The 16,602-nt window shown below is 66.8% G+C and carries 13 protein-coding genes and 2 pseudogenes; 12 read left to right on the top strand and 3 right to left on the bottom strand.

Annotated elements, in window-relative coordinates:
- Positions 1-7: 7 nt before the first annotated feature.
- From KAJ83_RS13345 to phoB, 9 genes and pseudogenes are all read left to right on the top strand, one after another.
- Entirely contained in the window at positions 8-2,275 is a 2,268-nt protein-coding gene (locus tag KAJ83_RS13345; RefSeq protein WP_210682584.1) for an NADP-dependent malic enzyme, read from the top strand.
- Between the two features lie 45 nt (positions 2,276-2,320).
- Positions 2,321-3,667, top strand: a complete 1,347-nt coding sequence (locus KAJ83_RS13340) for an ATP-binding protein (protein ID WP_210682583.1) — start codon at positions 2,321-2,323, stop codon at positions 3,665-3,667.
- Positions 3,668-3,929: 262 nt separating this feature from the next.
- On the top strand, positions 3,930-4,967 hold the full coding sequence (locus tag KAJ83_RS13335; protein ID WP_210682582.1) for a substrate-binding domain-containing protein: 1,038 nt from the start codon (positions 3,930-3,932) through the stop codon (positions 4,965-4,967).
- A gap of 187 nt (positions 4,968-5,154) precedes the next feature.
- Complete coding sequence (gene pstC / locus KAJ83_RS13330) at positions 5,155-6,534, top strand: phosphate ABC transporter permease subunit PstC (protein WP_210682581.1); 1,380 nt, start codon at positions 5,155-5,157, stop codon at positions 6,532-6,534.
- A pseudogene (locus KAJ83_RS19765) lies at positions 6,527-7,006 on the top strand (DUF3333 domain-containing protein); the annotation flags it as partial. The gene pstC and the pseudogene KAJ83_RS19765, both read left to right, overlap by 8 nt.
- A 501-nt stretch (positions 7,007-7,507) precedes the next feature.
- Positions 7,508-8,317: pseudogene (gene pstA, locus KAJ83_RS19760) on the top strand (phosphate ABC transporter permease PstA); the annotation flags it as partial.
- A gap of 194 nt (positions 8,318-8,511) precedes the next feature.
- Entirely contained in the window at positions 8,512-9,258 is a 747-nt protein-coding gene (gene pstB, locus KAJ83_RS13320; protein ID WP_246484603.1) for a phosphate ABC transporter ATP-binding protein PstB, read from the top strand.
- Between the two features lie 73 nt (positions 9,259-9,331).
- Positions 9,332-10,114, top strand: a complete 783-nt coding sequence (phoU, locus tag KAJ83_RS13315; RefSeq protein WP_210682579.1) for a phosphate signaling complex protein PhoU — start codon at positions 9,332-9,334, stop codon at positions 10,112-10,114.
- Positions 10,111-10,812 carry a phosphate regulon transcriptional regulator PhoB gene (phoB, locus tag KAJ83_RS13310; protein ID WP_210682578.1) on the top strand — a complete coding sequence of 234 codons (702 nt, stop codon included), beginning with the start codon at positions 10,111-10,113 and terminating at the stop codon, positions 10,810-10,812. Before phoU ends, phoB begins: the two co-directional genes overlap by 4 nt.
- Before the next feature lie 27 nt (positions 10,813-10,839).
- On the opposite strand, the gene rmuC is transcribed toward phoB, so the two are convergent.
- Positions 10,840-12,300, bottom strand: coding sequence for a DNA recombination protein RmuC (gene rmuC / locus KAJ83_RS13305; protein WP_210682577.1), 1,461 nt, complete (start codon positions 12,298-12,300; stop codon positions 10,840-10,842).
- A gap of 150 nt (positions 12,301-12,450) precedes the next feature.
- Here rmuC and def point away from each other — a divergent pair, with 150 nt between their 5' ends.
- The 3 genes from def to KAJ83_RS13290 all read left to right on the top strand — a co-directional run bounded on the left by def (position 12,451) and on the right by KAJ83_RS13290 (position 15,657).
- The gene (gene def, locus KAJ83_RS13300; RefSeq protein WP_210682576.1) at positions 12,451-12,978 is read left to right on the top strand and encodes a peptide deformylase; all 528 of its coding nucleotides are present in this window, start codon (positions 12,451-12,453) and stop codon (positions 12,976-12,978) included.
- Between the two features lie 46 nt (positions 12,979-13,024).
- Entirely contained in the window at positions 13,025-13,969 is a 945-nt protein-coding gene (fmt, locus tag KAJ83_RS13295) for a methionyl-tRNA formyltransferase (RefSeq protein ID WP_210682575.1), read from the top strand.
- A gap of 92 nt (positions 13,970-14,061) precedes the next feature.
- A complete protein-coding gene (locus tag KAJ83_RS13290; protein ID WP_210682574.1) occupies positions 14,062-15,657 on the top strand; it encodes an FMN-binding glutamate synthase family protein in 1,596 nt (531 codons plus the stop codon).
- 60 nt (positions 15,658-15,717) lie between these two features.
- On the opposite strand, the gene KAJ83_RS13285 is transcribed toward KAJ83_RS13290, so the two are convergent.
- Both KAJ83_RS13285 and KAJ83_RS13280 read right to left on the bottom strand, forming a co-directional pair.
- Positions 15,718-15,909 carry a Trm112 family protein gene (locus KAJ83_RS13285; RefSeq protein WP_210682573.1) on the bottom strand — a complete coding sequence of 64 codons (192 nt, stop codon included), beginning with the start codon at positions 15,907-15,909 and terminating at the stop codon, positions 15,718-15,720.
- Between the two features lie 23 nt (positions 15,910-15,932).
- A complete protein-coding gene (locus tag KAJ83_RS13280; protein ID WP_210682572.1) occupies positions 15,933-16,598 on the bottom strand; it encodes an LON peptidase substrate-binding domain-containing protein in 666 nt (221 codons plus the stop codon).
- Positions 16,599-16,602: the final 4 nt, after the last annotated feature.

The raw sequence follows: 16,602 nt of genomic DNA, 5'->3' as shown, positions 1-16,602 counted from the left end.
CACGACCATGGCGGAGGAACGTCGCAAGATCACGGAGGAGGACGCGCTGCAATTCCACGCGCAGGGCCGCGCGGGGAAGCTGGAGGTGGTGGCGACCAAGCCGCTGACCACGCAGCGCGATCTTAGCCTCGCCTATTCGCCGGGCGTCGCCACCCCGTGCCTGCGGATCGAGAAGGACCCGCTGGCGGCCTATGACTATACCGCCAAGGGCAATATGGTCGCCGTGATCACGAACGGCACGGCGGTGCTCGGGCTGGGCAATATCGGCGCGCTCGCCTCCAAGCCGGTGATGGAGGGCAAGGCGGTCCTCTTCAAGCGTTTCGCCGACGTGGACGGCATCGACCTGGAGGTCGAGACCGAGGATGTCGACGAGTTCGTGAACTGCGTGCGCCTTCTGGGACCCAGCTTCGGCGGCATCAATCTGGAGGATATCAAGGCGCCGGAATGCTTCATCATCGAGCAGCGTCTGCGCGAATTGATGAACATCCCCGTCTTCCACGACGACCAGCACGGCACCGCCATCATCGCGGCCGCGGGGGTGATCAACGCGCTGCATCTCTCCGGTCGGACGATTTCGGACACGACCCTCGTCGTGAACGGCGCGGGCGCGGCCGCCATCGCCTGCGTGGAACTGCTGAAGGCCATGGGCATGCCGCACGACAATGTCGTCATGTGCGATTCCAAGGGCGTCATCTATCAGGGACGCGAGGAGGGCATGAACCAGTGGAAGTCCGCCCACGCCGCGCGCACCGACGCGCGCACGCTGGAAGAGGCGCTGGCGGGCGCGGACATGTTCTTCGGCCTGTCGGTCAAGGGCGCGGTGACGCCCGCCATGGTGGAGAGCATGGCGAAGAACCCCATCATCTTCGCCATGGCCAATCCCGACCCGGAAATCACGCCGGACGAGGTGTCGGCCGTGCGTTCGGACGCGATCATGGCGACCGGCCGCTCCGATTTCCCGAACCAGGTGAACAACGTCCTGGGCTTTCCCTATATCTTCCGGGGCGCGCTCGACGTGCGGGCGTCGACCATCAACGAGGCGATGAAGATCGCCGCCGCCGAGGCGATCGCCGCCCTCGCCCGCGAGGATGTGCCGGACGAGGTCGCCCGCGCCTATGGCGGGCGACGGCTGCAATTCGGCCCGGAATACATTATCCCCGCGCCGTTCGATCCACGCCTCATCGTCTCCGTCCCGGCGGCGGTCGCCATGGCGGCGATGGAATCGGGCGTCGCGACGCAGCCGATCATGGATGTGGAGGGGTACCGCACGGAGCTGCGCGCGCGCCTCGACCCCACGGCGTCCATGCTGCACTACATCTTCGAGAAGGTGCGCAGCCAGCCGCGCCGCGTCGTCTTCGCCGAGGGAGAGGAGGAGCGCGTGATCCGCGCCGCCGTCTCCTTCAAGAACGCCGGCTATGGCGAGCCGATCCTGATCGGGCGCGAGGAATATGTCCGCGAGACCATGAAGACCCTCGGCATCGACCAGTCGGTCGAGTTGGAGATTCACAATGCGCGGCTGTCCGATCACAACAAAAAGTACACGGACTTCCTGTATCGTAAGCTGCAACGCCAGGGGCATCTCTACCGCGATTGCCAGCGGCTGGTGAATCGGGATCGCAATGTCTTCGGGGCCTGCATGGTGGCATTGGGCGACGCGCACGCGATGGTGACGGGGGCGACGCGGTCCTTCTCGGTCGCCTTCGACGATGTGACGAAGGTGATCGACCCAAAGCCGGGCGAACGCGCGATGGGCGTCACCATCCTGCTGGCCAAGGGGCGGACGATCTTCGTCGCCGACACCACGGTGCATGATCTGCCGACGCCGGAAATCCTGGCCGATATCGCGGTGGAGGCGGCGAACTACGCCCGGCGCCTGGGGCACGAGCCGCGGGTGGCGCTGCTCTGCTCCTCGAATTTCGGCAATCCCACCCGCGATTCGACCGAGCGTGTGCGCGCCGCCGTCGAGATCCTGGATACCCACGGCGCCGATTTCGAATATGACGGCGACATGTCGGCCTCGACCGCGCTCAACCACGATATCATGCGGCAGGTCTATCCGTTCTGCCGGCTTTCCGCCTCGGCGAACGTGCTGGTGATGCCGGGGATCAACTCCGCCCATCTCGGCACGGTGCTGTTGCAGGAGCTGGGCGGGGGCACGGTGATGGGGCCGCTTCTGGTCGGCCTGTCCAAGCCGGTGCAGATCGTTCAGATCGGCGCCAGCGTCAGCGACATCGTGGCGACGGCCGCGCTTTCGGCCTACGATTCGCTTCTTTAGACCCTGAATGGAGACTGGAGCGGGAAGAGGATGAACGCGTCCGGATTGAGATCGCTGCTGGTGGCGGTGGTACCGGCGTGCCTGTTGATCCTCTATTTCGCGATCCATGGGGAAATGACGCCCGGTCCGGCGGGTGTCCTGGCGCTCGTCATCCTGGCGGGTGGCATCTACGCCGTGCGCCGGCGCGTCCATGCGGAGCGCGCGGTGCTCGACCGGCTGAACCGGCTGTCGGAGGAGACCCAGACCCAGGCAGACACGCTGCGTTACAAGGCGGCGGCGGCCGACCGGATCGTCTCCTCCCTGCCGGACCCGATCTTCTTTCTCGACCGGCGGCGGCGCGTGGTGCGCATGAACCGGGGGGCGGAACGCCTGCTGGACCAGGATCTGACCGGCCGCGATCTGGGGGAGGGCTTGCGCCATCCCGACCTGCTGGCGGCGATCGACCGGGCGCTGGCCGACGGCGCGGCGCAACAGGTGGAAGTGGCGCTGCCCGGCCCGGTCGCGGCGACCTATATCGCCCGGATCGAACGGGTGGAGACGCCGCCCGGCGGGTCCCGCGCCGCGCGCGGGGAGGAGCCGCCCGCCCTGCTGGTCGATCTGCAGGATGTGACGGCGCTGATCCGCTCTGAGCAGATGCGGGTCGATTTCGTCGCCAATGTCAGCCACGAGCTGCGCACGCCCCTGACCAGCCTGACCGGCTTCATCGAGACGCTGCGCGGCCCGGCCAAGGACGATGCCGAGGCGCGCGAGCGCTTCCTCGCCATCATGCAGGAACAGGCGGAGCGGATGTTCCGCCTGATCAACGACCTGCTCAGCCTCTCGCGCATCGAACTCGACGAGCACAGCCGCCCGACCGAGACGGTCGAGATCGCCGGCGTCGTCGAGACCGTTTCCAACATGCTGGCGCTGAAGGCCGAACGGAAGGGGATGACGATCGACGTCTCCCTGCCGGAGGAGGGCGGCTCCGCCGTGCGCGGCGACGAGGACCAGCTGGTGCAGGTCTTCCTCAACCTGATCGACAACGCCATCAAGTACGGCGCCAAGGGCACGGCGGTGAAGGTGGTGGCGCGCCGGCGCGACCAGCGGCGCCTCGCCGTCGATGTGATCGATACCGGCGCCGGCATTCCGGCGGACCATATCCCGCGCCTGACGGAGCGGTTCTATCGCGTCGACGCCGCGCGCTCGCGCGAGTTGGGCGGCACCGGCCTCGGCCTCGCCATCGTGAAGCATATCGTCAACCGCCATCGCGGCCGGTTGACCATCACCAGCCGCGAGGGGGAGGGAAGCTGCTTCACCGTCACCCTGCCGACGCCCGCCGGCGGCCGCGCCGCCGACACCCCGGCGAGTGGCCCCCAAACGGGTGGCCGCCAAACGGGCCGCGCGGCGGAATAGACCTGCCCCCGTCATCCCGCGCCATGTGACAATCCGCCCGGCGAAAGAATCGCCCGGTCTAGGGCCGTGTCACACACTCGTAACCTTTCCATCATAAAAGCGCAGCCCAGCGGGCGTACATCCGGCGCCAACGTCGACGGGGCGCGAGGGATGTTTCGGGCTTTCACGCGACCGCCCAAGGGGGTCGCGCGGGTCCGCGCCGGGCACCGCCGACGGACGCGAACACGCTTATCGAATGAACACCACCAGGATGGAATTCAGCATGAAGGCACTCCAGAAAACCGTCGCGATCGCCGCTTTCGGCTGCGTCGCGATGGCCGGCGCCGCCGAGGCGCGCGATCAGATCCGCATCGTCGGTTCCTCGACGGTCTTCCCCTTCGCCACGTCGGTCGTCGAGACCTTCGGCAAGACCACCGACTACAAGACGCCGGTGATCGAATCGACCGGCTCGGGCGGCGGCCTGAAGCTGTTCTGCGCCGGCGTCGGCGTCGAGCATCCGGACATCACGAACGCCTCGCGCCGCATCAAGTCCTCGGAGATCGAGAACTGCGCCGCGAACGGCGTCGACAAGGTGACCGAGGTCAAGATCGGCTATGACGGCATCGTCTTCGCCAACTCCAAGGACGGCGAGACGGTCTCCCTGACGCGCGGTCAGATCTTCCTGGCGCTTGCCAAGGAAGTGCCGAACGACGCCGGCGAACTGGTCGAGAATCCCTACAACAAGTGGTCCGAGATCGACCCGGCCCTGCCGGACGCGGAGATCGAGGTTCTCGGGCCCCCGCCGACCTCCGGCACGCGCGACGCCTTCGTCGAGCTGGTCATGCTCGAGGGCGCCGAGAGCATCCCGGCGATGGCGAAGATCGCCGAGGAGGACGAGGACCGCTTCGAGGAGCTGGCCGGCACCATGCGCGAGGACGGCAAGTTCATCGAAGCCGGCGAGAACGACAACCTGATCGTTCAGAAGCTGGAAGCCAACCCGGCCGCCTTCGGCATCTTCGGCTATTCCTTCCTGGAGCAGAACGCCGACGACATCCAGGGCGCCACGATCGACGGTACCGCGCCGACCTTCGACGCGATCGCCAGCGGCGACTATCCGGTCAGCCGGTCGCTGTGGTTCTACGTCAAGAACGCCCATGTCGGCACGATCCCCGGCATGGAGGAGTATCTCAACGAGTTCACCTCCGAGAACGCCTGGGGCCCGGACGGTTATCTGATCGACAAGGGTCTGATCCCGATGCCGGAAGCCGAGCGTACCCAGTACCGCGACGCGGCCAAGAACCTGACCCCGATCGGTTCGTAAGTCGGCACGTCGTACGACGGTTGGTGGCGGTCGGTCCGGGTCCGGGCCGGCCGCCCACCGTCCCCGCCTAATTCGTTCGTTCCTTGATCTTCCGCGTTCGTCGTGGCGTTCGGGGAAGGGGTGCCCCGGCCCCCTTCCGAGCGGCCTCGTCATTTGATCCACCGCCCGCATGCGAGAGGCTGAAAGCATGTCCGTCGTCTTCGTGATCGCGCTCTTGGGTCTGATCGCGGCTGGGTATTATCTCGGCCAGAATCGGGCTCTTCGGTACCGGGCGGCGGATGGGCCGCGTCTGCACTCCCTGCCCAGCTATTACGGGTTCTATGCCGCGCTTTGGTGCGCGCTGCCCGCGGCGGCCCTGCTGCTCGTCTGGATGGCCGGCGAGGGCATGCTGATCGAGAGCCTGATCCTCGCCGATATCGAGAGCGAGTTGACCGGCCTCAGCGCCAACGAGGTCGGCCTGGTGATGAACGATATCCGGAACCTCGCATCCGGCGGCATCACCTCCGGCGACCCCTCGCCGCTGATCAAGGCGGCGGCGCAGCGTTACGCCAATCTCCATCACATCAGCCTGATGGCGATGTTCGTGCTCAGCCTCGCGATCGGCGCGGGCGGCCTGCTGCTGGCCTATCGCCGGGTCAATCCGACGTTCCGGGCGCGCAACCGGGTCGAGCGGATCATCATGGCGCTTTTGATGCTGAGTTCGACGATCGCCATCCTGGTGACGATCGGCATCGTCCTGTCGCTGCTGTTCGAGGCGCTGCGCTTCTTCGCCCAGGTGCCGTTCACGGAATTCATCTTCGGCCTGAAATGGTCGCCGCAGATCGCGATCCGCGAGGATCAGGTGGGCAGTTCCGGGGCCTTCGGCGCGGTGCCGGTGTTCGCGGGAACGCTGCTTATTTCCTTCATCGCCATGTGCGTCGCGGCGCCGATCGGCCTGTTCTCCGCCATCTACATGTCGGAATACGCCTCGCGCCGCTTCCGCTCGGTGGTCAAGCCGGTGCTGGAGATCCTGGCCGGCATTCCGACCGTGGTCTACGGCTTCTTCGCGGCCCTGACGGTTGCGCCCTTCCTGCGCGAACTGGGCAATTCGCTCGGCCTCGACGTCGCCTCGGAAAGCGCGCTGGCCGCCGGCGCGGTGATGGGGATCATGATCATCCCCTTCGTCTCCTCGCTGTCGGACGACGTCATCACGGCGGTGCCCAACGCGATGCGCGAGGGCAGTTACGGCCTGGGCGCCACCAAGTCGGAGACGATCCGCCGCGTGGTCCTGCCGGCCGCCCTGCCGGGTATCGTCGGCGCCCTTCTTCTGGCGGTCAGCCGCGCGATCGGCGAGACCATGATCGTCGTCATGGCGGCGGGCCTATCGGCCAACCTGACCGCCAATCCCTTCGCGGCTGTCACCACCGTCACGGTGCAGATCGTGACGCTGCTGACCGGCGACCAGGAATTCGACAGCCCGAAGACGCTCGCCGCCTTCGCGCTCGGTCTGGTGCTGTTCGTCGCCACCCTGGGCCTCAACATCATCGCGCTTCGCGTCGTCCGGAAATACAGAGAGCAGTATGACTGACACCACCGCCGCGCCGCTCAACGATCCCAAGAAGGCGTCCGAACGCGTCCGCCAGTCCCTGGCCCGACGCTACGCCGCCGAGAAACGGTTCCGCGCCTACGGGCTGATCGCCATCGGGCTCGCCATGTGCTTCATCGCGATCCTGTTCTTCGACATCATCTCGAAGGGCCATTCGGCCTTCCTGCAGAGCCATGTGACGCTGAGCGTGGAACTGACGAAGGCCGAGGTGGACCCGAAAGGCGACGGCAGCGTCGACTCGCTGCGCTCCGGCAATTACCGGGGTCTCGTGCGCGGCGCCTTCGCCGGTCTCTTCGAGGGGATCGAGGGGCGGAGCGAGCGGCGGGAACTGCTGGAGATGCTCTCCGGCTCCGCCGACAGCCAACTCCGCGATTATGTCCTGGAGAACCCGGACAGCGTCGGCCAAACCGTCGATATCCAGGTCAAGCTGGATGACGACGCGGACATTTACTTCAAGGGCAAGACCGTCGAGGTCGAGACGATCGCGGTCAACGGCACCGCCTCGCCGACCGGCACGACGGGCGAGGTCCGCGTGCTGTCCACCGCCAACGACTTCGGCGGCGTCCTCTCCGACGTGAAGGGTCTGCTGGCCGAACGGGCCGCGGACCTGGAGGAGACCATCGCCGGGAACGAGCGGCGGATCGAGCTGTTCCGCGAGCGTCTGGCGAACGCCGGGACGGAGGAAGCGCGCTCCGACATCGAGAGCACGATCGCCTCCCTCGAATATGATATCGGCGCGGATCGCGAGCGGATAGAGGATCTGCGCCGCCGCATCGCCAATCCCGGCAACGCGGAGGAACTGACGGACGAGATGCCGTCCTTCTTCGTGCGCATCAACGGCGGTGTGGTGAAGGCGACCTCGGTCGACAACGCCGAGATCGCGGGCCAGGTGATCCTGCCGCTCGCCAACCAGAACGACGCGCTCAGGGGCGAGTGGGAAATCCTGCATCTGCCGATCGCGGAATCGGACCGCCGGCTTACCGACAAGCAGGTGATCTATCTCTGGGACCTGGAGCGTCGTGGGCTGGTCGAGAAGCAGTTCAACACCACCCTCTTCACCGCCGGCGACAGCCGCGAGCCGGAGCAGGCGGGTATCTGGGGCGCGGTCGTCGGCTCCTTCTACACGCTGGTGGTGACGCTGTTGCTGAGCTTCCCGATCGGCGTGATGACGGCGGTCTATCTGGAGGAGTTCGCGCCGAAGAACAAATGGACCGACCTGATCGAGGTGAACATCAACAACCTCGCGGCCGTGCCCTCGATCGTCTTCGGTCTGTTGGGCCTCGCGATGTTCCTCAACTTCTTCGGCCTGCCGCGTTCCGCGCCGGTGGTGGGCGGTCTGGTGCTGACCCTGATGACCCTGCCGACCATCATCATCGCGGGCCGCGCGGCGCTGAAGGCGGTGCCGCCCTCCATCCGGGAGGCGGCGCTGGGCATGGGGGCGAGCCGTATTCAGGCCATGACGCACCATGTCCTGCCGCTTGCCATGCCGGGCATGCTGACCGGCACGATCATCGGCATGGCCCAGGCGCTGGGCGAGACCGCGCCGCTTCTGATGATCGGCATGGTGGCCTTCATCGTCGACATTCCGGGCGGCTTCACCGACCCGGCGACGGTGCTGCCCGTGCAGATCTACATCTGGGCCGACAGCCCCGAGCGCGCCTTCGTCGAGCGGACGTCGGCGGCCATCATGGTGCTGTTGGCCTTCCTGATCACGATGAACCTGACCGCGGTCCTTCTGCGCAAGCGCTTCGAGAAGCGCTGGTAGGAAGGCGGGGACTAGGAAGACGGGGATTTTTCGACGTGTCCACCGAACGTCGAGCAACTGGGAGCTGAGTTGTCATGAGCGAACAGGCCGAAACCGGCGAAGCCAACGCGACGGTCCAAAAGATGGGGAAGGTGGACACCTCCACCGTTCCCACCCCCACCGCCCCCCAGGCCGAGGGCACCGGCCGGGTCAAGATGAGCGGTAAGGATGTCTGCGTCCATTACGGTGAGAAGCAGGCGCTTTTCGACGTCAATATCGATATCATGGAGAAGGAGGTCACCTCGCTGATCGGCCCTTCCGGTTGCGGTAAGTCGACTTTCCTGCGCTGTCTCAACCGGATGAACGACGTGGTGGATATCTGCCGCGTCTCCGGCGCGATCGAGATGGAGGGCGACGATATCTACGCCCCCGACGTCGACGTGGTGCATCTGCGCGCGCGTGTCGGCATGGTGTTCCAGAAGCCGAACCCCTTCCCCAAATCGATCTATGAGAACATCGCCTACGGCCCGAAGATCCACGGTATCGTGCGCGGCAAGGCGGAGACCGACGAACTGGTCGAGAGCGCGCTGCGCAAGGCGGGCCTGTGGGAAGAGGTGAAGGATCGCCTCGCCGCCCCCGGCACCGGCCTTTCCGGCGGTCAGCAGCAGCGCCTGTGCATCGCGCGCGCCATCGCGGTGCAGCCGGAGGTGATCCTGATGGACGAGCCCTGCTCGGCCCTCGACCCGATCGCGACGGCCAAGATCGAGGACCTGATCCACGAACTGCGCGAGAACTACACGATCGTGATCGTCACCCACTCGATGCAGCAGGCCGCGCGCGTCTCCCAGAAGACGGCCTTCTTCCATCTCGGCATCCTGGTGGAGTACGGCGAGACGGAAACGATCTTCACCAACCCCCGGGACGAGAAGACGCAAGGCTACATCACCGGCCGCTTCGGCTAAGGTCATGCGGGAATCATGCTAGACTCGGGAAGCTGGCCGGGCCCGCTTCCCTTTGGTTGGAAAGTGACAAGAAATGTCGGTCGATACGGGACATCACATCGTCGCCGCCTATGACGAGGAGTTCCAGAAGCTCACCAAGCTGATCACCCAGATGGGCGGTCAGGCGGAAACCCAGCTTCAGGATGCCCTGCGGGCGGTGGAGAAGCGCGACGACAAGCTCGCCGCGCGGGTCAAGAAGCAGGATAAGGAGATCGACGCGCTCGAACGCTCGATCGACACGCTCGTCGTGCGCATGCTGGCGCTGCGCCAACCGGTGGCGAACGATTTGCGCTTCATTCTGGCGGTCCTGCGCTGCGCCTCGGAGTTGGAGCGCATCGGCGATTACGCCAAGAATATCGCCAAGCGCGCCACCGCGCTCAGCCAGATGCCGGTGACGCCGCTGACCCGGGGCGTCGCGCGCATGGGCGCGTTGACCCAGGCGATGCTGAAGGACGTCATGGACGCCTTCCTGCAGGGCGACGTGGAGAAGGCGGTCGAGGTCTGGGAGGCCGACGAGGAGGTCGACAGCCTCTATACCAGCCTGTTCCGCGAGCTTCTGACCTACATGATGGAGGACCCGCGCCACATCACGCCCTGCACGCATCTGCTGTTCATGGCGAAGAACCTGGAGCGGATCGGCGACCACGCCACCAATATCGCCGAGATCATCCATTTCCACGTGGAGGGCGAGGCCCTGGCGGAGAAGCGGCCCAAGGCGGATTCCTCGAACTACACGGTAATGGACCCGGAGGACGTTCTCGACGAGGGGGCCGATGACGTTTCCCTCGACGGGGAGGAAGGAAAGGCCGATCGATGAGCGGCTTGAAACCCCGCATCCTGATCGTCGAGGACGAAACGGCGGTCGTCACGCTTCTGCGCTACAATCTGGAACATGAAGGGTTCGAGGTGGATGCCGTCTCCGACGGGGAGGAGGCGCTGGTCGCCGTCGACGAGAATCCGCCCGATCTGGTCTTGCTCGACTGGATGTTGCCGCAGCTTTCCGGCATCGAGGTCTGCCGCCAGCTTCGCCGCCGCTCCGCGACCAAGCAACTGCCGATCATCATGCTGACCGCCCGGGGCGAGGAGGCGGATACCGTGCGCGGCCTCGACGCGGGGGCCGACGACTACGTGCCCAAGCCCTTCTCTCCGGCGGAACTGACGGCGCGGGTGCATGCGCTGCTGCGCCGTTCCCGTCCGGCGCTGTCGGAGGAATCACTGACGGTCGCCGATATCCGCATGGACCTCGCCGCGCACCGGGTGCGCCGGGGCGAGACGGAGATCAAGCTGGGGCCGACCGAATACCGCCTGTTGCGGCATTTCATGGAGCATCCGGGCCGGGTCTTCAGCCGCGAGCAGCTGCTCGATGCGGTCTGGGGGCGGGATGTCTATGTGGAGCTGCGGACCGTGGACGTCCACATCCGGCGCCTGCGCAAGGCGTTGAACGACGGCGGTGGGGACGACCTGATCCGCACCGTGCGCTCCGCCGGCTATGCGCTGGAAGCGCCGGCGCACTGAGCGTCGGAAGCGTCCCTTCCGGCCGGCTCACCCTTTTTCCCCGTCCTCCGGCCCGAACAGCAGGGGGGCCTCGTCGACCGGCTCCGACTCCGCGTCGATCGCGTCCTTGCGCACATCCAGCTTCGGCAGCGGGCCGGGCAGGCCCTTGGCCGGCAGGCTGAGGCCCTTGCCGCCCATGGACTTCATCACCGGCAGCACCCGGCGGTTCATCGACCCGGCGAAGTCGTCATAGCCCTTCGCCGCCTGGGTGATGGCGTTGCCGACCTTTTCCGCGTGCGAGAGCGCCGTCGTCAGCCGGTCGACGAGGTCGGTCGCCAGATCGCGGATCACCTCCGCGTTGTCGTGCTGGGTCTGCAGGCGGATGCGGGTCGTCGCGATGCCGACGGCGGACCACAGGCCGCTGGGTCCCGTGACGAAGATATCCGCCTGCGCCGCCTTCGCGGTGAAGGTCGGATCGGCATGGCCCAGCTTTTCCACCGCCCCCTCGTTCGGCAGCCACATCAGGGTCAGTACCTGGCGCGCTTCCGCCCGGCGCCCGGCGCCCTGCAACGCCTCCGACACGGCCTTGCGGTAATCCTTGCGCGTCAGGTCGGCGAGGTGCTTGCGCATGGATTCGGTGAAACGCTTGCGCGCGGCGGCCAGCGCCTCCTCCCCCTCGTCCTCCGCCTCGGCCAGTTCCAGCAGGTATTTGGAGGATTTGCTGTCGATCACCAGCACCGTGTCGCTCGGCAGGAAGACGACGGCGTCCGGGCGCAGCCGCCCGGCACCGTCCTCGCCCGTGCCGGTGACGGTATATTCGAGGTGATAATCCCGCCCCTCCGTCAGGCCGAAGCTCTTGAGCACGTTGCCGAGCGTCGTCTGCGCCGCGTGCCCCGAGGTTCCGGGGGCGGACAACGCGCGCAGCACGGTCGAGACGTCGTCGGCATTGTGCCGGCTCACCTCGTCGATACGCACGACCCGCTGGCCCAGTTCGTCCACCTGCTTCAGCAGATCGGCGGTCAGCTTCTGGGTCCGTTCCTCGGACTGCTTCCGGGACAGCTCGTTCTCCTGCTTGTGATCGTTGAGCAGCTTGGTCGAGAGTTCGGAGGCCGTGGCCGTCACGCTCGATTTCGCGATGGCGAGGAAATCCTGCTTCAGCTTCTCGAAATCCGCGATCGCCTGTTCCTGGTCCTTCAGGCGCTGTTCGACGCGCGCGATCGCCGTATCCTTCTCGGCGATGGTGCGCTCGCGCGCCTCGACCCGGCTTTCCAGCATCGACAGGCGCTCCTGGCCCTCGGCGCGGGCGCGCGCGGTCTCCTCCAGGCGCACGCGCGTCTCGCCATGGGCCAGTTGCTCGGCATGGAGCTGATCGGCGAGCGCGCGGGCATTCTCCTCCGCCGCCCGCGCGCGGCCGGGCGGCCGGGCCAGCAGCGCGAGCGCCGCGCCCAGCGCCACGCCGGCGAGCAGCGCGCCCGCCAGCATCATCTCCATCGTTACCTCGAAGGCCATCGCCGTCCATCCTTATACCCGGCCGGGCAGCCGGCCCGGCGCCGTCATCATAGCCGCGCGGCCGGCGCGGGAAAGCGAGGCCGCTTGACCTCCCGGAATGCCCGCCTTACCTAAACCCTGCATTCAAGACGAAAGGACGGCGGATCCGCCATGGCGATTCTCCCCATCCTCGTCGCCCCCCACCCGGTGTTGAAGCGCAAGGCCGACCCGGTGGAGACGGTGACGGACGAGGACCGCAAGCTGCTCGACGACATGCTGGAGACGATGTACGACGCGCCGGGCATCGGACTGGCCGCGCCGCAGGTCGGCGTGTCCAAGCGCATGCTGGTGATGGATATCGCCCGCGCGGACGAGACGCCGCGTCCGATGAAGATCGTCAATCCGGAAATCCTGGCGGCATCCGACGATCTGGCGACCTACGAGGAAGGGTGCCTCAGCTTCCCGGAGCAATATGCCGAGGTGCGGCGTCCGGCGCGGATCACGCTGCGCTATCTCGACGAGACGGGGGCCGCGCACGAGATAGAGGCCGACGGCCTGCTGGCCACCTGCGTGCAGCATGAGATCGATCATCTCGACGGCATCACCTTCGTGGATCATATCTCGCAGCTAAAACGCACGATGATCCTGCGCAAGCTTCAGAAGCTGAAGAAGCAGGGCCGCCTGCAGGCCGCCGAATGACGGTGCGGACCGGCCTATATTCCGGATCACGCCACGGCCCGCGCCCATGACCCTCGATATCGCCTTCATGGGAACGCCGGATTTCTCGGTTCCGGCGCTGGATGCGCTCGTCGCGGCCGGGCATCGGATTCGCCGGGTCTATACCCAGCCGCCGCGCCCCGCCGGACGTGGCCAGCAGGCCCGGCCGAGCCCCGTGCACCGCGCGGCGGAACGCCACCGCCTGGACGTCGCCCATCCGGCCAGCCTGAAGGACGAGCGTGAACTGGCGACCTTCCGCGCGCTCGGCCTCGACGCGGCGGTGGTGGTGGCCTATGGGCTGATCCTGCCGGAGGCGTATCTGTCGGTGCCGCGTCACGGATGCCTGAACATTCATGCCTCCTTGCTGCCGCGCTGGCGCGGGGCGGCGCCGATCCAGCGCGCGATCCTGGCCGGCGACGCGGAGACGGGGATTTCCATCATGGAGATGGCCTCGGGTCTCGACACCGGGCCGGTGGTCCTTGAGGAGCCGGTGCCGATCGGGCCGCGCACGACGGCGGGCGATCTGCACGATCAACTCTCCGAACTGGGCGCGCGGCTGATCCTGGAGGCGCTCGACGGGCTGGCGTGGGGGGGGCTCCACCCGGTACCGCAATCGCGGGAGGGCATTACCTATGCCCACAAGCTCGAGAAGGCGGAGGGCTTCGTCGACTGGTCCCATTCGGCGCGCGACATCGACCGGCAATTACGGGCGCTTACCCCCTGGCCCGGCTGTTTCTTCGAGTATGGCGGCGAACGGCTGAAGCTGATCGACGCCCGTCCGGCGGAGATGCCGGTGGCGGCAGGGCAGGGAGAGCACCCGGCCCCCGGGACGATCCTGGATGCCGACGGGACCGTCGCCTGCGGGAACGGGGCGCTCCGGCTCGGCCGGGTACAGCGGCCGGGGCGCAAGCCGGTGCCGGGCGATGCCTTCCTGCGCGGCATGCGGCTCCAGCCCGGGGATTGTCTTCGGTAAGTCTTCCGTCTTCCCTATACTCCCCTCAATCTGCGGTGGGGGAAAATCCGGGCCAACCGACGAGATGACGACGAGGGGGAAGTCCATTGCCCATGATGCGCTATTCCATCTTCGCGGCCGTCCTGCTGGCCGCGATGGCGAGCCTGGCCCTGGCGGTGGCGGTTTCGATCTACTTCCTGATCGCGGGCTTGCTCCTGGGCGCGCTCGCGTTGCTGGGGATCTGGGATCTGTGGCAGCCGCGCCATTCGATCCTGCGCAACTATCCGGTCATCGGCCATATGCGGTGGCTGTTCGAGGGGATTCGGCCGGAAATCCGGCAGTATCTGATCGAAAGCGATCAGGACGAGGAACCCTTCAGCCGCGAGGTTCGCTCCCTGGTCTATCAACGCGCCAAGGGGCAGGAGGACAAGCGCCCTTTCGGCACGCGCGAGCGGGTCTATGACGCCGGCTATTCCTGGCTGACCCATTCGATCGCCGCGCGCCATATCGAGGACAGTGATTTTCGCGTCACGATCGGGGGGCCGGATTGCCGCCAACCCTACGAGGCATCGCTCTACAATATCTCGGCGATGAGCTTCGGGGCGCTCAGCGCGAACGCGATCCTGGCCCTCAATCAGGGGGCGAAGGCCGGCGGATTCGCCCATGATACGGGCGAGGGCGGGATCAGCCGTTATCACCGGGAGGGCGGCGGCGATCTGATCTACGAGATCGGTACCGGCTATTTCGGTTGCCGCGACGCGCAAGGCCGGTTCGATCCGGACCGTTTCCGGGAACAGGCCCTGGCCCCCCAGATCAAGATGGTGGAGGTGAAGCTGTCGCAGGGGGCCAAGCCCGGCCATGGCGGCATGCTGCCCGCCGCCAAGATCACGCCGGAGATCGCCGAGGCGCGCGGCGTGCCGATGGACCGGGACTGCATCTCGCCGCCCGGCCACTCGGCCTTCACGACACCGATCGAGTTCATGGAGTTCCTCGGCCGGTTGCGGGAACTGTCGGACGGCAAGCCGGTCGGCTTCAAGCTCTGCATCGGGCATCGCCGCGAATTCATGTGCATGGTGAAGGCCATGGTGGAAACCGGGATCGTTCCCGATTTCATCGTCGTCGACGGCAAGGAAGGCGGCACCGGCGCCGCGCCGTTGGAGTTCAGCAACCATATCGGCACGCCGCTGGTCGAGGGGCTGACCTTCGTCCACAACACGCTGCGCGGCGCGGGATTGCGCGATCGCATCCGCATCGGCGCGGCGGGGAAACTGGTCACGGCCTTCGACATCGCGCGGATCTGCGCGCTCGGCGCGGACTGGTGCAATTCGGCGCGTGGCTTCATGTTCGCGGTCGGCTGCATCCAGGCCCAGTCCTGTCACACCAACCGCTGCCCCACCGGCGTCGCCACCCAGGACCCGGTGCGCCAACGCGCCCTGGTCCCCGCCGACAAGTCGGTGCGCGTCACGCGCTTTCACGCCAACACGCTGCGCGCGGTGGCGGACATGGTGGGGGCGGCCGGTCTGCGCGCGCCGATCGATCTGGAACCCCGGCACTTCAATATCCGCCTTAAGAGCGGAGAGACCGTCAGCGGCGATGTCGCCTTCCCAGAAATTCCGGTGGGGTGCCTGAACGACCCCGACCATTTCGACGAGGTCTACAGCCACCGCTGGGCGCGCGCCCGGGCGGAAAGCTTCGCGCCGGTGGATTGAGGGCGCGGGCGGCCGGAAGGCCGGACCGGGGCGTGACGGATGAAGCGGAGGAGATCGCGCTCAGTCCGCCTTTATCTCGCGCGCCTCGTCGGGAAGCATGATCGGGATGCCGTCGCGGATCGGATAGGCGAGGCCCGCCTGACGGGAGATCAACTCCTGCCGTTCCGCGTCATAGTCCAGCGGCCCGTGCGTCACCGGGCAGACGAGGAACTCCAGAAGCTTCGGGTCGATATCGCCAGCGGGATCGGCCATCGCGTCGGCTCCGTCGCCAGTGGTCATTGCTTGGCGTTGTCGCCACCCCCGCCGCCGGTGTCAAGTACCGCCATCTCGACCAGGGCGGTCAGCACCTCGGCACGCTCCTTGAGCGAGGGGGCTTCGAGCAGGGCCTGCTTCTCCGACGCCTCGAACGGACAGATCATGGCGAGCGAATTCACCAGCCGCTCGTCCGGCGTCTCGTTGAGCGCGTCCCAACTGGCCTCGATCTCCTGCGCCTTGAAGAAGCTCTTCAGGCTCTTGAACAGCTTCTTCCGCTCGACCGCGCCGTGGGACGCTTCCTCCAGGTCCGTCTCGAACCCGGTCCAGTCGGGCCGCACCCGGCGATAGCCGCGCGTCGTCGGCATTTCCTCCGCCACGGTGAAGCGCGCGACCCCCTTGAGGGAAACCAGGAACCGCCCGTCGTCCGTCTCCTCGAAGGCGACGATGCGTCCGGCGCACCCCATGGCGTAGAGTGGCGGCTCCTTGTCCGAGCGCGCCGGCGTCGCCGAGGGCTGGATCATGCCGATCATCCGGTCCGCCTTGAGGGCGTCCTCGATCATGTTGAGATAGCGCGGCTCGAAGATGTTGAGCGGCAGCATGCCGCGCGGCAGCAGCAATACCCCGGAAAGCGGGAAGACCGGGATGCTGGCGGGTAAATCCTCGAAGGCCGGGTCGTACCGACTCATGCGG

Origin of the sequence: Marivibrio halodurans (assembly GCF_017963645.1) — a bacterium.
Classification (GTDB): Bacteria; Pseudomonadota; Alphaproteobacteria; order UBA8366; family Aestuariispiraceae; genus Marivibrio; species Marivibrio halodurans.
The sequence above is the reverse complement of the archived record's forward strand: the minus strand, read 5'-3'. Positions and strand labels throughout refer to the sequence as shown.

Excerpts from the sequence above, each read along its gene's own strand:
- KAJ83_RS13345 (WP_210682584.1), top strand. The coding sequence starts at position 8 with ATGGCGGAGGAACGTCGCAAGATCACGGAGGAGGACGCGCTGCAATTC.
- KAJ83_RS13335 (WP_210682582.1), top strand. The coding sequence starts at position 3,930 with ATGAAGGCACTCCAGAAAACCGTCGCGATCGCCGCTTTCGGCTGCGTC.
- pstC (WP_210682581.1), top strand. The coding sequence starts at position 5,155 with ATGTCCGTCGTCTTCGTGATCGCGCTCTTGGGTCTGATCGCGGCTGGG.
- pstB (WP_246484603.1), top strand. The coding sequence starts at position 8,512 with ATGAGCGGTAAGGATGTCTGCGTCCATTACGGTGAGAAGCAGGCGCTT.
- phoU (WP_210682579.1), top strand. The coding sequence starts at position 9,332 with ATGTCGGTCGATACGGGACATCACATCGTCGCCGCCTATGACGAGGAG.
- phoB (WP_210682578.1), top strand. The coding sequence starts at position 10,111 with ATGAGCGGCTTGAAACCCCGCATCCTGATCGTCGAGGACGAAACGGCG.
- rmuC (WP_210682577.1), bottom strand. The coding sequence starts at position 12,300 with ATGGCCTTCGAGGTAACGATGGAGATGATGCTGGCGGGCGCGCTGCTC.
- def (WP_210682576.1), top strand. The coding sequence starts at position 12,451 with ATGGCGATTCTCCCCATCCTCGTCGCCCCCCACCCGGTGTTGAAGCGC.
- fmt (WP_210682575.1), top strand. The coding sequence starts at position 13,025 with ATGACCCTCGATATCGCCTTCATGGGAACGCCGGATTTCTCGGTTCCG.
- KAJ83_RS13290 (WP_210682574.1), top strand. The coding sequence starts at position 14,062 with ATGATGCGCTATTCCATCTTCGCGGCCGTCCTGCTGGCCGCGATGGCG.
- KAJ83_RS13285 (WP_210682573.1), bottom strand. The coding sequence starts at position 15,909 with ATGGCCGATCCCGCTGGCGATATCGACCCGAAGCTTCTGGAGTTCCTC.
- KAJ83_RS13280 (WP_210682572.1), bottom strand. The coding sequence starts at position 16,598 with ATGAGTCGGTACGACCCGGCCTTCGAGGATTTACCCGCCAGCATCCCG.